Annotated in this window: 12 protein-coding genes and 1 tRNA gene; 8 read left to right on the top strand and 5 right to left on the bottom strand. The window is 61.5% G+C overall.

Annotation, left to right across the window (positions count from 1 at the left end; all coding sequences use genetic code 11):
• Window positions 1-25 precede the first annotated feature (25 nt).
• Window positions 26-1,507, bottom strand: a complete 1,482-nt coding sequence (locus B5477_RS00695) for a DUF4417 domain-containing protein (RefSeq protein WP_159448881.1) — start codon at window positions 1,505-1,507, stop codon at window positions 26-28.
• Between the two features lie 354 nt (window positions 1,508-1,861).
• Here B5477_RS00695 and B5477_RS00690 point away from each other — a divergent pair, with 354 nt between their 5' ends.
• The 5 genes from B5477_RS00690 to B5477_RS00670 all read left to right on the top strand — a co-directional run bounded on the left by B5477_RS00690 (window position 1,862) and on the right by B5477_RS00670 (window position 8,270).
• Window positions 1,862-3,160, top strand: a complete 1,299-nt coding sequence (locus B5477_RS00690; protein WP_079697925.1) for an MFS transporter — start codon at window positions 1,862-1,864, stop codon at window positions 3,158-3,160.
• A 145-nt stretch (window positions 3,161-3,305) separates the two neighbouring features.
• Window positions 3,306-3,995: a response regulator transcription factor gene (locus B5477_RS00685; protein ID WP_079697924.1), complete on the top strand. Its 690-nt coding sequence runs from the start codon at window positions 3,306-3,308 to the stop codon at window positions 3,993-3,995.
• Window positions 3,982-4,971 (top strand): sensor histidine kinase, encoded by a 990-nt coding sequence (locus B5477_RS00680; protein WP_079697923.1) that lies wholly within the window; start codon window positions 3,982-3,984, stop codon window positions 4,969-4,971. The genes B5477_RS00685 and B5477_RS00680 overlap by 14 nt, the downstream gene beginning before the upstream one ends.
• Before the next feature lie 81 nt (window positions 4,972-5,052).
• A complete protein-coding gene (locus B5477_RS00675; protein WP_079697922.1) occupies window positions 5,053-5,742 on the top strand; it encodes an ABC transporter ATP-binding protein in 690 nt (229 codons plus the stop codon).
• A complete protein-coding gene (locus B5477_RS00670; RefSeq protein ID WP_079697921.1) occupies window positions 5,739-8,270 on the top strand; it encodes an ABC transporter permease in 2,532 nt (843 codons plus the stop codon). The genes B5477_RS00675 and B5477_RS00670 overlap by 4 nt, the downstream gene beginning before the upstream one ends.
• A gap of 60 nt (window positions 8,271-8,330) precedes the next feature.
• Here B5477_RS00670 and B5477_RS00665 read toward each other — a convergent pair whose 3' ends face one another.
• Together B5477_RS00665 and B5477_RS00660 are read right to left on the bottom strand one after the other, a co-directional pair.
• Complete coding sequence (locus tag B5477_RS00665) at window positions 8,331-9,089, bottom strand: tyrosine-protein phosphatase (RefSeq protein WP_159448880.1); 759 nt, start codon at window positions 9,087-9,089, stop codon at window positions 8,331-8,333.
• A 293-nt stretch (window positions 9,090-9,382) separates the two neighbouring features.
• Window positions 9,383-9,473: transfer RNA gene (locus B5477_RS00660), tRNA-Ser, on the bottom strand.
• 171 nt (window positions 9,474-9,644) lie between these two features.
• Here B5477_RS00660 and B5477_RS00655 point away from each other — a divergent pair.
• Together B5477_RS00655 and ybaK are read left to right on the top strand one after the other, a co-directional pair.
• Complete coding sequence (locus tag B5477_RS00655) at window positions 9,645-11,303, top strand: M23 family metallopeptidase (protein WP_143533517.1); 1,659 nt, start codon at window positions 9,645-9,647, stop codon at window positions 11,301-11,303.
• 398 nt (window positions 11,304-11,701) lie between these two features.
• Window positions 11,702-12,190 carry a Cys-tRNA(Pro) deacylase gene (gene ybaK / locus B5477_RS00650; protein ID WP_079697918.1) on the top strand — a complete coding sequence of 163 codons (489 nt, stop codon included), beginning with the start codon at window positions 11,702-11,704 and terminating at the stop codon, window positions 12,188-12,190.
• Window positions 12,191-12,234: 44 nt separating this feature from the next.
• On the opposite strand, the gene B5477_RS00645 is transcribed toward ybaK, so the two are convergent.
• Window positions 12,235-13,332, bottom strand: coding sequence for a hypothetical protein (locus tag B5477_RS00645; RefSeq protein WP_079697917.1), 1,098 nt, complete (start codon window positions 13,330-13,332; stop codon window positions 12,235-12,237).
• A 16-nt stretch (window positions 13,333-13,348) separates the two neighbouring features.
• Window positions 13,349-14,461 carry a GGDEF domain-containing protein gene (locus tag B5477_RS00640; protein ID WP_079697916.1) on the bottom strand — a complete coding sequence of 371 codons (1,113 nt, stop codon included), beginning with the start codon at window positions 14,459-14,461 and terminating at the stop codon, window positions 13,349-13,351.
• A 225-nt stretch (window positions 14,462-14,686) separates the two neighbouring features.
• Between B5477_RS00640 and B5477_RS00635 the strand changes: the two genes are divergently transcribed.
• Window positions 14,687-15,421 carry a hypothetical protein gene (locus B5477_RS00635; RefSeq protein ID WP_079697915.1) on the top strand — a complete coding sequence of 245 codons (735 nt, stop codon included), beginning with the start codon at window positions 14,687-14,689 and terminating at the stop codon, window positions 15,419-15,421.
• Window positions 15,422-15,474: the final 53 nt, after the last annotated feature.

Here is a 15,474-nt window from a genome sequence, read left to right as displayed (position 1 = left end):
GCGGGGCGCTGGCATGCTGCCGGGATCAGATGGTGCGGTCGGTGACCTCCACCCTTGTGATGATGTCGCGCAGCCGCTCACCGTCGACGACGTATTCGAGCGCTTCGTCCGGGGTGTCGTACCACCCCTCGGTCGCCTCGGGATTGTCGATCAGGACTTGGGTGATTAAAATTTGAATGGGGGAGTCCGGCGTTTTTTGGAGCTTTGAAAAGATGCCAAAGGTCTTGTCCTTCCAAACAAATTCGATTTCTGCCCCACATTGTACGCTCCATTTAAACTCGCTGATGGTTTTAAAGCGGTTGTCCTCCAAACGCTGTTCCTCGGATCGGTTGTCCGGCACGAATGTGATCATATCGTCCATAGTCTTTAACCCTCCATATTTTTTAAATACCGGAGCGCCGTCCGGATAATTAATCGGCGGCTCTAGGTCTGGAAAGCCCTTAGACCAATCTATGATGTGGTCGTGGGGATCAGTATGTTTTGCTGGATTACCGTGAACCGAATGATGTCTTTCTATAATCGCCTTGCCGCCTTCTCCTATTTTGGTTTCTCTGTGATAGCCTCCTCCTCTTCCGCCTGTCTGAGATTGTTTTATCTCACCCGGTTTACCCACAAAACGTTCGTCATCCGGTTTCGCAGGCGTCCACCTGCCGCCGTGGGCGCTGCCCATCCCCTTATGGGCGGACGGGTTGGACGGAATGTATCCCGACTTAATCACGATACCGCTGTCCTTTGGCAGCGGCTTCTCCCCGAGGATATAGGGAAGATATTTGGATGGGACATAATCGTCGTTTTGATATTTCCAGGAGGAGAGCTCATAATCGACAAAGATGATGTTCCCCTCCATCTCGGGGAACGGCTCATTGTAGCAGATGATCCGCTGAGGCTCCAGCCGCCTCATCATCTCCCGATAGCCTTTGAGAAAAAATTCCTTTTGATCCGCGTGGTTGCCGTGCGCACTCACCATATAGGTGGAAACCGCCACCGTGCTGCCTTTGGGGATCCCCATAAAACAAAAATCAAAGGTGTTTTCTTCCCCCCAGCTCACGGTCGGGACCACCCGCATGCCTTTGCTGGCAAAATATGCGCCGCACCAGCGGTTGCGGAAGACGTTGTAGAGCTGGAGCACCGGAGTCATTTCCGTGTAGATGCTAAAGTCCGGCGAGAGCACGGCGCGATAGCGCCGCAGCTTTTCAATGTCGCTGTCCGGGCTCTTCCAAACCCGCTCAAATTTGTAGTCGTAGAGGAAAAAGTGCACCATCCGTTCCAAAAGATTATTGTTCTCCAGCTTTGTACGGTCAAAGCCAATCAGCCGCAGGTTTTCAAAGTCCGCCTCGGAAAATTCTGCCTTGGGGATGAGGGGGATTTTCCAAATATCGGCCCCATCAAACTGATTGCGCAGCAAGAGAGGGCTGGTACGGTAATTGTAGTTTTCCTGTGTCATAAGTGATTCTCCCATGCAATAATTTAAAGAATGCAAAGCATTCTTGGAATGGCTCGGACGCAAGTCCGAGACAATGTCCTGCCATATGTGGGAGAAAGTGATGAAACAATGAAACACCGCCATGCACTTTTTTACACAGTTTTTTATATTCTATCACACAACCGCCCTGCCGGTCGAGCGTCCCTATAGGCAAGCGGCAAAAATTATGCTATGATGGTTTGGCGGCCTGTTCTGGGCCACGTGCCAGAATCCGCTTCAACCGGCCGCAAGAGAAAGGAGCAGCGGGATGAGACTCTGTATTGTCGCCCCTCCGTGCAAGGTCTGAGACCGGACGAGACTACACGGAGCGGATCACTTTTATTCGTCCGCTGGGCTTTGCACGTTTCAGGATGATTTTTTGAAACGAGGGGCAAAGTCATGTTTAAAAATTTTCGTACATCCTTTGGGGAGCTGCGTGCTTTCCTGATCCTTTGGAGCACCCAGGCCCTTTCCGGGCTGGGCAGCGCCATGACCAATTTCGCACTGGTGCTCTGGGCCTATCAGCGCAGCGGCTCGGCGCTGGTGACCTCCCTGCTGGCGGTCGCCTCCTATGCGCCCTATGTGCTGCTGAGCATCTTCGCCGGGGCCCTGAGCGACCGGTGGGACAAGCGGCGCACCATGCTGGTCTGCGACAGCGTCGCCGCGCTGTGCACCCTGACGGTGCTGATCCTGCTCACATTGGGCCGGCTCGAGGTCTGGCATCTCTACTTGCTCAACGCCCTAAACGGCCTGATGAACACGGTGCAGCAGCCCGCCTCGGACGTGGCGGTCAGCCTGCTGGCGCCGAAAGCGCAGTACCAGCGCGTCGGCGGCCTGCGCTCGCTTTCCAATTCGCTGGTGACCATCCTCACCCCGGTCTTCGCCGCCGCGCTCTACGGCTTTTTGGGACTACGGGCGGTCATCTGGGTGGACCTCGGCTCGTTCGCGCTGGCCTTCCTGGCGCTGCTGTGCCTGATCCGGATCCCTCAGCCGCCGCGGGACGGGGAGAGGCAGGAGTCGGTGCTCCAGTCGGCGGCGGCCGGGCTGCGGTATCTGCGCCGCAACCGGGGCATTCTCGACCTGATTCTGTTTTTATCCATCATCAACCTGACCGCTTCAATCTTTAACGCCGCCCTGCCCGCCATGCTGCTCTCCCGCCCGGGCGGCGGGGAGCGGGCGCTTGCGCTGGTGAACACCGTGACTGGCATGGCCTCGCTGGCGGGCAGTGTGCTGGTGTCGCTGCTGCCCGCGCCCAGGAGCCGGGTGAAAGCGATCCTCAACAGCCTGCTCTTCTCGATGAGCACCGAGAACTTCCTGCTCGCCTTCGGGCGCAGCACACCGGTCTGGTGCCTGGCGGCGGTGCTGGGCTGGCTCTTCATCCCGGTGATGAACGCCAACATGGATGTGCTGCTGCGCACCAAAATCCCGTTGGAGATGCAGGGGAGGGTCTATTCGGCCCGCAACACGCTGCAATTTTTCACCATCCCCTTGGGCTACCTGCTGGGCGGGCTCTTGACCGACCGGGTATTCGAGCCCTTCATGGCAGCACAAGGGCCCCGGAGCCTTTGGGTGCTGCTCTTCGGCGGGGGGAAGGGCTCGGGGGCCGCAATGCTTTTTCTAGTTATCGGATTGTTCGGCTCGCTTTCCTGCCTGCCTTTCCGGGCGGACCGGCATATCCGGCGGCTGGAGGAAGAGTAGGACAAAAATACTTACCAAAGAAACGGCGCGGCTGCGGCTGCGCCGTTTCTTTTGCTTGTACTATTTGCCTTTTCAAAATATAATTGAGGTACCGGACGCTGCCTTTGGGCGCCGGTTATAAACCTAAAAAGATTGGTGAACCGAAATGAAACGGATATTTTTGGTTGAGGATGACAGGGAAATTGCGAAGAACCTCTCGAGGCTGCTCTGCGCGGAGGGCTTCGCCGTCACCCATGCCTCCACGCAGCGGGAAGCCGGCGACCTGCTCGCCGGGGGCGGCAGGTTTGACCTGGCGCTGGTCGACGTCTCCCTGCCGGACGGGAACGGCTTCGCGGTCTGTACGCAGATCAAACAGGCGCAGGACATCCCCGTGATCTTCCTGACGGCCTTCGGCGATGAGGCGAGCGTCGTCACGGGGCTCAACATGGGGGCGGACGACTATATCACCAAGCCGTTCCGTCCGCGCGAGCTGGTCGCGCGGATCGGGAGCGCCCTGCGCAAGGCCGGGCGCACGCCGACGGCGTTTGAAATCGGCGGGCTCTCGGTCGACACGGCCAGCGGGACCGTGAAAAAGGGCGGGGCAGAGGTCTTCCTCTCCGCGCTGGAATACCGACTACTGCTCATCTTCCTTTGCAACCCCAAAAGCATTCTCACGCGGGAGCGGCTGTTGGATGAGCTTTGGGACGCGGCGGGTGAATTTGTCAACAACAATACCCTGACCGTCTACATCAAACGGCTGCGCGAAAAGATCGAGGACGACCCGGCCGATCCGAAGATCATCCTGACCGTGCGCGGAACCGGGTACCGGCTGGGAGGTGGCTATGTTTCGAGGTAGGGAGGTCCGGCGTTTTGCCGTTTTGTTTCTCGTCATCACCGTCGCGGCCGCGGCGGCGGGCTTCGCCATCCGTCCGGCGGCGGGGGCTCTGGCCCTCGCCCTGGCCGCCGCCCTTGGGACGGCGTTTTTTGCGTTCACCAAGGCCCGGTACCGGAGCATCGCGCGGCTTTCGGAGCAGATCGACCTGGTGCTCCACAACGCCGAGCGCCTGTATATCAGCGAGTCGGACGAGGGGGAGCTCGCCATCCTGCAAAGCGAGATCACGAAAATGACGCTGCGCATCCGGGAGCAGAACGAGGCGCTCAAAAGGGAGAAGGGGCGGCTGGCCGAATCCCTCGCCGACATCGCCCATCAGCTGCGCACCCCGCTCACCAGCGCGAACCTGATCCTGTCCCTGCTGAAAAACAGCCCCGGGGAAAAAGAGCGAAAGGCCCTGCTGCGGGAGACGGAGGAGCTGTTTTTGAGGATGGAGTGGCTGATTGATTCGCTCTTAAAGCTGTCCCGGCTGGATGCGGGAATCGTGGAGTTCCAGAGCGGGCGAATAGACGTAAACGCCCTGATGAGCGCCGCGCTGCGCCCGTTCCTCATCCCGATGGAGCTGCACGGGGTCCAGGTAACGACCGACCTGCCGCGGGGGATGGAGATGATGGGAGATGGGGACTGGCTTTCGCAGGCCGTCCAGAACATCCTGAAAAACTGCATGGAAGGCGCGGGCGACGGCGGGAGGATCGAAATATCCGGCGCGGATACCCCGCTGTATACCGAGCTCGCCATCCGCGACAGCGGCCCGGGGTTTGAAAAGGAGGACCTGCCCCGGCTGTTCGAGCGATTTTACCGGGGGAAGGATTCGGGCGCCGCAGGGTACGGCATTGGGCTGGCGCTCTGCAAAACGATCATCACCCGGCAGGGCGGGACCATCACCGCGAAAAACCATCCGCAGGGCGGCGCGGTGTTCACCATCCGCTTTCCAAAGTGACAAATCTCTCACCGGGAAGTCACCGGGCTGTAAGGAGGAAGTCCTATCATAGAGGTAAACCACCGGAGGGAGGCGCATATCATGGAGTTTTTAAAAGTTGAGGACCTGTGCAAGGTCTATGGCAGGGGGGACAGCCGGGTGGCCGCGCTGGACCATGTTTCCCTCTCCATCGGGAAGGGGGAGTTCGTCGCGATCACCGGCTCCTCCGGCTCGGGCAAATCCACCCTGCTGCACGCGATGGCGGGGGTGGACGTGCCGACGAGCGGCAAGGTTTACCTGGATGGGCAGGACGTTTATGCGGGGAGCAGCGAAAGCCTCGCCATCTTCCGCAGGCGCCAGGTCGGGCTGATCTACCAGTTCCACAACCTGATCCCCACCCTGGATGTGGTGGAAAACATCACCCTGCCGGTCCTGATGGACAAGCGAAAGGTCAACAGGGAGCGGCTGGAAGAGCTGCTGGAGCTGCTCGGGCTCCAGGAGCGCAGGAACCACCTGCCCAACCAGCTTTCGGGCGGCCAGCAGCAGCGCGTCGCCATCGGGCGCGCGCTGATGAACGCGCCGGCGGTCTGCCTGGCCGACGAGCCCACCGGCAGCCTGGACAGCCGCAACGGCCAGGAGATCATCCGCCTGCTCAAGGAGAGCCACCTCAAATACCGCCAGACGCTGATCATCGTCACCCACGACGAGAACATCGCGCTGCAGGCGGGGCGGATCATCACCATCGCGGACGGGAAAGTGGTGCGGGATGAAAGGCAGGCGGCGCGGGGATGAACATCTTTCATAAAGTGGCCCTGCAGGGGCTCAAAAAGAACCGCGCGCGCACGCTGGTGACGGTTGCCGGCGTGGCGCTGTCCGCCGCCTTGATCACGGCGGTGGCGGCCTTCGGCACATCGCTGCTAAATTTTATGGTCAACGGCTCGATTGCAAAATGCGGCGGCTGGCACGTCGAATTTCCGGATGTGGGCGCCTCCTTCGTGCAGGAGCGGATCCGCGAGAGGGAGGTCCTGTCCGCCGCGGCGTTCCAAAATATCGGCTATGCCGCGCTCGATGGCCTGAAAAGCCCCGAAAAGCCCTATCTTTTTATCGCCGGGTTCGGCGGGCAGGCCTTCGACGCCCTGCCCGTCACCCTGATTTCCGGCAGGCTGCCGGAAACCAGCGGGGAAATCATCATCCCCTCCCATGTCTCGGTGAAGGGCGGCGTGCGCCTGAAGGCAGGCGATACGCTCACCCTCGCGCCCGGGACCCGCCGGGCCGGGGACGAGACGATGAACCAGCACGACCCCTACCGCCCCGGCGGGGAAACGCTGGCGCCCGGGCGGGAGAGAACCTATACGGTGGTGGGCACCTATGAAAGGCCGGGCTATGAGGAGCATACGGCCCCGGGCTACACCGCGATAACGAAGGCGGACCCGGGAGGTGCGGACAGCTACAGCCTGTTTGCAACGCTCAAAAACCCGCGCGCCGCCCGGGACTACGCGGACCGGACGGCGGGCGCGGGCGATTATGTGCTCAACGAGGACGTGCTGCGCTTCCTGGGCGCTTCGGACGACAGGCTGTTCAACACCCTGCTGTATTCGGTCGGCGGGGTCCTGGTCGCGATCATTATGATCGGCTCGGTTTTCCTGATTTACAATTCCTTCAACATCTCGCTCAACGAGCGCACCCACCAGTTCGGTCTGCTCATGTCGGTGGGCGCTACCAAAAAGCAGCTGCTCAGTTCGGTGCTCTTCGAGGGGGCCTGCATAGGGGCCGCCGGAATCCCGCTCGGCGTGCTTGCGGGAATTGCCGGCACCGCGCTTCTGCTGCCCGTCGTCGCAAGGAATTTTGGCACCATCACCAGCAGCAGCGTGCCCCTGACCCTGGCGGTGTCCGTCCCGGCGCTTGCCGCGGCGGCGGCAATCAGCCTGGTTACCATTCTGATTTCGGCCTACATCCCGGCCCGGAAAGCCGCCGGCACGCCGGTGATGGCGTGCATCCTCCAGACGGGCGAGATCAAGACCGGGATGAAGGCGGTGAAGCCCTCAAAGCTCGCGCAGCGCCTGTACGGCCTGGAGGGGACGCTCGCGCTCAAAAATTTTAAGCGCAACAAAAAACGCTACCGCAGCGTCGTGCTCTCCCTGACGCTGAGCGTGGTGCTGTCCGTGGCGGGGAGCGCGTTTGGTGCCACGCTCAAACAGCTCGCCAAGGAATACACCGTGGAGATGGACGGCGACGTCAGCTTCTACACCCAGGAGATGGAGGAAAACGAGCTGCTCACGCTGTATCAAGAGCTGAAAACCGCCGACGGCGTTTATGGCAGCACCTACCAGGCGGACCTGACCTATCCCGGCAGGACGGGCGGCCTTCCGGCAGATTTTTTGGGCGCCTACCGGGAAGCGGTGTCGGATGAAAGCACGGGAGAAACGCTGGAGCTGCCGATCGACGTGCAGTTTATCGAGGATGGCATCTACTATGATTTCATCGAGGGCCTCGGTCTACCCAAGGCGGAATATACCGGGCCCAACGCAAAAATTTTGATGATTGGGATGAATACCGCCGAGCACAGGACGTATTTCACCGGCAGCACGATGGATTTTACGTTTTGCTCCGCCGGCGGGGAAGGGGCGCTGACGGTGAGCGGCACCTTTGTGGATCGCTATCCGCTGGATACCCTGCCGAAAGATTCCATGCCCGATTACCTTTTTATGGCGGTCGCCCCATGGCAGCAAAAGCCGCGGTTCGACGCGCTGGGAGGCCGCGCGACGTTTGGCCTGACCTTCTGGTCGGATAATCCCGCCCGGTCGATGGCACAGATGCAGGCGATGATCGGGGAAGCGGGCGTCGCGGCCGATTATACCCTGCTCAACCTGTCCACGACCGTCGATTTGTTCCGCAGCGCCACCTTTGTGGTCGATGTGTTCACCCGTGTTTTTGTCGTCATGATCTCGCTGATCGCGGTTGCCAACGTGTTCAACACGATCTCCACCAACATCAGGCTGCGCCGGCGCGAGCTCGCCATGCTCCGCTCGGTGGGGATGTCCGAGCGCGGCTTCAATAAGATGATGAATTTTGAGTGCGCCTTCTACGGCATGCGCACGCTGCTGTTCGGAGTGCCCCTGGCCGGGCTCCTCGCATGGCTGATTTACAAAGCGATGGCGCTCGGGGAAAGGCTGGAGGACCTCGCCTTCGTGTTCCCGTGGGGCAGCCTGGCGGCCAGCGTGCTGGGCGTGTTCTGTATCGTTTTCATCACCATGCTGTACGCCACAAGCAAGATCAAAAAGGAAAATATCATCGACGCGCTGCGGGACGACATGACCTGACCGGGATGCCGGCAATGCAAAGGGGCCTGCTGTACGATCCGTACAGCAGGCCCCTTCCGTTTAGATGGGCTCGGTCAACGCCGTTTTGAGCAGCCCTTGCTGCTCCAAAGAAAAGCCCGCTCCCTCCAGGAGGGTGCGAAAGTCCCGCTGGTCCAGTTCGCCGAGCAGCTTTAAGATGGTTTCGGGCTGCGATGCAAGGCAGCTTTGAAGTATGGCGGGGTCGGGGATCAGCGCGCGGATGGACTGCGGGATGGAGGAGAGCTTCTGGTTGAAGCCGTTGGCGTTGTAGGTGCTGCTGACCATATAGTCTGCGACGATGTCCTCGCGCGGGACGCCGCACAGGTAGAGCAGCACCGCGGCGATTATGCCGGTGCGGTCCTTGCCGGCCGAGCACATGAAGGCGACGCTCCCCGCGTCCAGCCGTCCGGCGATGGCGCGAAGGACTTCAGCGCAGCAGGGCAGGGAGTCGAACAGCATCTTCCCGTAGTCGAGCAGCATGCTGTCCAGCACCCTTTTTTCACCCGTGCCGGGGCCGGGAAGGACGCCGTCCAGCTCTCGCATGAGCGGGAAGTGGAGGGCCAGGACCCCTTCGGGCGGGGAGAGGGGGGCGGACTGTGTTTCCGGCAGGCTGCGCAGGTCGATCACCGTTTTGAGCCCTCGGTGAAGCAGCAGCGCCCAGTCCGCCCGGCTGAGGGCGCAGAGCGCGTCGCTGCGGTATAGCAACCCCCACCTGGTGCAGCGGCCGTCGGCGGTGGGATAGCCGCCCAGGTCCCGGAAGTTATGGGCGCCCTGCAGCGGGATTCGTTTGAGATTGGGCAAAGGACAGACCTCCTTTTGAAATGCGGCGCCAGACGGTAAAGCGGGCCGGGCAGGTTGGATTTTTCTCCCGGCCACTGTTTTCATTATAGGACAGTGCGGGGGCGATTGCAAAATAAATTTCGTGGGGGACGGCGGGGGCCTGCGCGCGGGCTGAGGAACCTGCCGCAGGCAGCTTTGAATTTACAAATTTATTGCGCCGTCCGCGAATGAGATCAAATCGGACGGAACGCCGCAGCGCGGCGCGGAACCCAAAAAAGAAGGAATTTTGTCATATGACAAAATTCCTTCTTTTTTGGCGGAGCGGGTGGGATTCGAACCCACGGGACCCGCAAGGGCCCAACTGATTTCGAGTCAGTCCCGTTATGACCACTTCGATACCGCTCCATATATCGTCCTTGATGAACGCTCAATTATTATATCAAACTGTATCAAAATATGCAAGAGATAATTTATTTTTCTGGCGGCTTAACTGCTAAAATTTGGTTGTCAGGAGGGGGCCGGTATGCTAGAATAATGTTATCTGATACCAGCGCTGTGAGAGGGGGACGATCGGCGGTGGATTTTTTCGACGAACAAATGGACCGGTTCGGCGAGCGGCTGCGTGCGCTCGCCAAGGTGATTCTGCCGGTTGCTTTTCTGCTGATCCTGCTCATCTGCTTTCTGGTGGGCAGCACGGCGCATAACAAAAGGCTGAGCGCCATGCTGACGGGGGAGATCTCGCTCTCCGCCCCGTCGCTGATCACCCGGTCGGGCACCTACGTCGAGGGGGGCGTGCTGATGGACCAGCTCGGCGCCCTGATCGCCGAGGCCAAGCGCGCGAGCGTGGACAAGCGGGACCTCACATTCCTGTTCAGCATAGATTTTAAGCAGGCGGACGGCAGAAGCGTCAAGCGGATGTTCTACGAGGATCCGCAGCATGCCGACAGCTACATCTGCCGGCGCGAGGGGTACTATGTGCGCCTGCCCCGTGCCTCCGTGGACGCGGTCGTGACTGCCCCGGCGCTCGAGGGGCTTTACACCTACGCCGTGCCGCCCACCCTTTCACTGAGCAGCGACAAGCGCACCGAGACGCTCACCCCTGCCACCGCGCAGTGGGAGGTGCGCATGCTCGACGGGCAGTTCCACACGGTTGCCCCGCCCGCGCCCGGGGATGCCCCGCTCTTCGAGAGCCAGGGGGCCTTCCGATGCAGCTATAAGTTTTCCGTCGCGCCGGTGAGCACCATGATTGAGGTGCTGCGCGACGGGCAGACAGTTTTTAGCGGGAGCAAGGAGGAGATCGGTTCCTTCGCGCCCGACCGCGACGGGCTTTACACCTACCGCTTCACCGCCGTCTTCGAGCAGGAGGGGGCGGACTTCCGGGGGAGCTGCACCTACGAGGTGGATGTCCACTGCGCGGTGCCCCGCCACCTGGGGGTCAGCGGCAGCTGGAGCTATCCCGGCGAGCTGGTCACCCTCTATATGGCGGGCGGGCAGGAGGAGGACTTTGCGGCCTCCTGGGCCTTCGGGGAGGCCGGGGTCTTTCAGTACCAGGACTACCGGGTGGCGCTGCTGCCGGTTCCGCTGAGCGCGCAGTCGGTGATGCAGCCGGTGGAGGTGCGCTACGGCGAACAGGGGCGCGGCACGGTCAAGCTGGACTTGAAGGCCAAGGATTTCGAGGTCATGCACATCACCGACAATGCCAGCTATGTGACCAATGCGGACTACAACCGCCAGGCGCAGCAGCAGTTTTCCGAACGGATCGCCCCGCTGCTGTCCCAGCGCGGGGAGGAGTACCTGCCCGACGGGCCCTTCCAGCGCCCGCTGGAGGGGGAGATCATCACCCCGTTCGGGGCGGTGCGCTATATCAACCAAAGCACCACCGGCTCGGCCAAGACCGGGATTGACATCAAGGCGGCGGTGGGCACGCCGGTTTCGGCCGCGCAGCGGGGGAAGGTGCTGCTGGCCGAGAACCTGACCATGACCGGGAATACGGTGATCATCGAGCACGGCTTCGGGATCAAGAGCTGGTACTACCATCTGGACACCCTGTCAGTGCAGGCGGGGGACGAGGCAGAGGCGGGGCAGCAGCTGGGCACGTCGGGGCAGACGGGGTTCGCCAGCAGTCCGCGGCTCTGCTTCTCGGTGAGCGTGGACGACGTTTACATCAACCCCCAAACGGCGTTCCAGAAGAAGCTGATCGATCCGCCGGCGGCGCAGTTCCGGGTGATCGAGTAGGATCGGGATTCTTAAGGGTCCAAGACCCTTGAGCGGGTGCGGGCGGCGCCCGCGGTCCTTTCCGGGGTGTTGACGCCCGCGGTTATAATAACCCTCCAGAGATCGGGAAGGGGAGTGCCGACGTTCCAGTGGAACGTTGGCACGTGGGGAAACCCTATCAAGGGGTTTCCCCATGGCGGCAAGGCCGCCATTCTTTCGCGGAGCGAAGTGCTCCGTCTTTTTCTTTTGCAGCGGGCGGCAATGCCGTTGCGGGGTTTCGCCCCCGCAATCTCACCACCGGTCTGCGGCCGGTGAACAGCTCCGGCCCCCGGCCGCCCGGGAGTCCTCCCCTGCGGCGATAGCCAACGACAGCATGTTATGCTATAATATTCTCATCGAGCAGGAAAGGTGGCCCCGCCATGCCGCAGAAAAACCTCAAAACCAATGCCATGCGCATCCTCGAGCGGGAAAAGGTGCCCTACCGCACCTATGAATACGAGACCGGCGACGGCGCGATCGACGGCGTGTCGGTCGCCCACAAGCTCGGGCAAAACCCGGACCAGGTCTTTAAAACCCTGGTGACCAAGGGCGCCTCGGGCGGTTACTTCGTCTTTGTGATCCCGGTGGCGCGCGAGCTCGACCTGAAGGCCGCCGCCCGCGCGGTGGGGGAGAAGTCGGTTTCCATGATCCCGGTCAAGGACATCAACGCGGTGACCGGCTATGTCCGGGGCGGGTGCTCCCCGGTGGGGATGAAAAAGCCCTACTGCACCGTGCTCGACAGCTCCTGCGAGGGGCAGGGGACCATCATTGTCAGCGCCGGGAAGATCGGCCACCAGGTCGAGCTCTCACCCGCCGACCTTATGCGGGTGTGCGGCGCTTCCCTGGCGCCTCTGACCCTGTCGGGATAAACAGAAGACGCCGTGGCAAGTAATCCTGCTTGCCACGGCGTTTTTTAGTTTTGGGCGATCTCCTGGTTCGCGAGGTACTCGAAGCCGCCGTCCTCCTTGGGCCGCACCGAAAGGACGTAGCGCTCCGGCCGCGACTGGATCGCGGGGCGGCCCTCGTCCCCGGCCAGGTAGGTATAGCCGGCGTCGAGGTCGAAGTCGTCGAAGCCGTAGACGACCAGCAGCCGGTCCGCCTCCTCTTTTATCTCGAAGACGCGGGTGGTCACCGTATACGCGCCGCCGAGGCCCCCCTCGTAGTGATAGGTCCCGCTCTCCTCCCGCCAGATCCCCGTACCGGCGCGCAGCTGTGCGGACGAGATGGGAAAGTGCTCCTGGATCACGCCCTCGAACACCTCGGGCGGGAAGTCCCCCTGCGGGTAGTCCTGCCAGAGCCGGTCCATCCCGTAGCTCAGCTCGAAGTAATAGGCCATCTGCCCCGCATAGGTCTGCGGCAGCCCGGCCTCCCAGGTCTGGCCCAGGAGGTTGAATTCGAGATCGCGCAGGTAACGGTCATAGGCCGCCAGCCGCTCGTCCCCGAAGTCCTCGCCGCGAAAGTCGAGCGCGAGGTCCCCGCCCTCCCGTCCGTCGCGCAGGTAGAGCACCGCGTTGGAGAGCAGCTCCATAAACGGCACGTCGGGGTTTTCAAAACGTCCGCTCTCCTGGCCGCTGCCGTAGGGGTAGGTGACGGATGAGACGGAAAGGATGCCGCCCTTGACCTGCAGGCGGTGGCGGGTGTAGTCGTAGGCCGAGAAGTCGGTGACAGCGAGCTCGGCGTCGCCCCCGTCCTTCCAGGCGGCGAGCAACGCGTTTACCTGCTGCGGGTCGATCACCGCGCGGCGCAGGCAGAAGCCGGTCAGGTTTTCCCCGCGCTCGAGCGCCTGCATGAATTCGGGGAGATGGGTCATGGATTCGTAATCGAACACCCCCACCGGCTCGGTCTCGGGCGGCTGGGAGGCGCTCTCCTCCTTCGAGGATTCGGAAGGGGACTCCATCGAAAGGGAGGTCCCACCTTGCGGGGGAGGCGTCCCTTCGCGGGAGACGCAGCCGGTCACAGCGAAGAGGGCGCCCAGCGCGGCCAGCAAGGCCGCGCCAATTTTATATTGCATGAAGGATCATCTCCGGTTATTTTTCTTCGGGGTACTTGAGGCGCTTGCGGCGGTACATGTCGCTGTCGGCCTGGCCGATGAGCGCGTCGAGGCTGCCGGAGTCCTCGGGATAGCGCGCGCAGCCCACACTGACCCCCAGAAAGGGCTTGCGCCCGAGGCTGGGCGAGACCTGGGCCAGCCGCCGCGCCAGGGCCTCGGGTTCCCCAAACGGGCAAAGCGCGGAAAATTCATCCCCGGCGATCCGGTACAAAGTGCCGTCCTCCCCGAGCGCAGTCTGCGCGGCCTTGGAAAAGGCAATGAGGTATTCGTCCCCCACGAGGTGGCCGTACTGGTCGTTGACCGTCTTGAAGCGGTCCAGGTCGAGATAGAGGAAGCAAAACGGCCGCTTGTCGCGCAGCAGCGCCTCGGCGTCGCGGTAGAGGCAAAGCCGGTTGCGCAGTCCGGTCAGGCTGTCGGAATAGACGGTGCGCTGCAAGGAACGGATACGCTGCGCGCCGCTGACCGTAGTGTCCAGCAGGCGGTAGCACAGCAACGCGTTGTAGGCGGTCACCACAAGGGCCAGCAGGCGCAGCACCATGTACCGCGGAAAGACGAAGGCGAAGTGTATACAAAAGATGGTGACGAACCAACAGATGCTGGTTTTCAGCAGGTTTAAGCTGGTGCTCTGTTCCATCCCCTCCAGCACCGGCAGGAAGCGCCGGCGCACGAAACGCAGAAAACGCGGGGTCAGCAGCAGAAAGATGACGCTCTGCACGAGCAGCGCGACATTTTCAAAGCCTTCGCCGGGGTGCAGCGCCCTGGAGAGATGCACCGAGACGGCAAAGGCCGACAGGGTATAGATCCAGGCGCAGCACATGACGATGATGCAACGGCGCAAGGGCCCTTCATAGAGTTTATACAGCGGCAGCAGGTAGAGAAAGCCCAAAAAAACGAACAGCCCGTTGCCGTTGCCGAAGAAGGGGAGCAGGCCGAGCAGCAGCATGGCTGCGGCGACCAGCACAATGGAAAAGCCGGCCAGGGACAGCGCGGTGATAGCGCCGGAATACCGGCGCTTGGAGCAGCTGTCTGCGGTCAGCAGGTTGACAAAGATGATTTCAAAGACGACGGCGAGATAAACGGCAAGCTGCATGGGAACCTCCGAAAGAGATGTAATGATCCAAAAAATAAGAGCCGTATGCGGCTATTATAGCACAATTTCCATGTGGTTGGACAGCGGCAGGGTGAAAATATTTGAAAGGGCAAGCGGCTGCCGCAGCGCCGGTGCCGAAATTTGACCGGGGTATGGAAATTTGCCGAAGGAAATGGTAAAATGTAGAAAAAGGCCGCCCCGCGGCCGGGAAAGGATGATCGGAAGTTGAAAAAGAAACTGTTCTCCCTGCTGGCGGCCGCCGCGCTCTGCTGCGGAATGTGCTCTGGCGCCTTCGCCGCGCAGGAGCCGCGGGTGGGCAACGTCATGCTCCAGCCCCACACCTATGAGGGGGACGAATATACCATGGTCCCGGTGGGGGTCAACACCCTGATGATGAGCTTCGTGCGGGACGACGTGTCGGTGGGCAAGGGGAATATCACCGTGACCGACGACGGCACCAGCTCGGTTCTCTGCAAGGTGGATGTGCAAAACGACCTGCTGGTGCAGAATATCACCACAAAGGAGGACAAGGGTACCGTCTTCATGATCGTGCTGCCGAAGGACCCCAAGGCGGGGCACGGCTACCGGGTCAGGGTGGAGGCGGGCTGCTTTACCTCCTCGGGCAACGGGGCCGTGTCAAGAGCGATTGATAACCCCGAGGCCTGGCATTTCACCGTGGACCTGTACGGCCTCTCGATCGCCGGGCACGACATCAATAAAGTCTGGCGGGCAGGCGAGGAGGCCGCCTTTGACGTTACGCTCTGCAACCATGCGGTGCGCGCGGTGGTCAGCGCGGTGGACGCGCGGGGGATCTCGCTCGAGACGGCCGAGCTGACCGAGTCCGGCCGGGTGAGCGCCACGGTACTCGACCCGGAAAATGCCGCGGTAAAGGCTGATTTCTACGGGCCGGATGGGGAGCTTTGCGGCTCGCTCGTCAGCACGCTGAGCGCCTGGGAATAGGGCTTTCGGGGATAGAAGGCGTATCCCGGGAGCAGACATCAGAAAGGAAGGGG

Origin of the sequence: Provencibacterium massiliense (genome assembly GCF_900169495.1) — a bacterium.
Classification (GTDB): domain Bacteria; phylum Bacillota; class Clostridia; order Oscillospirales; family Ruminococcaceae; genus Harryflintia; species Harryflintia acetispora.
Note: the sequence above shows the minus strand (reverse complement) of the source record. Positions and strands in the feature narration are given on the sequence as shown.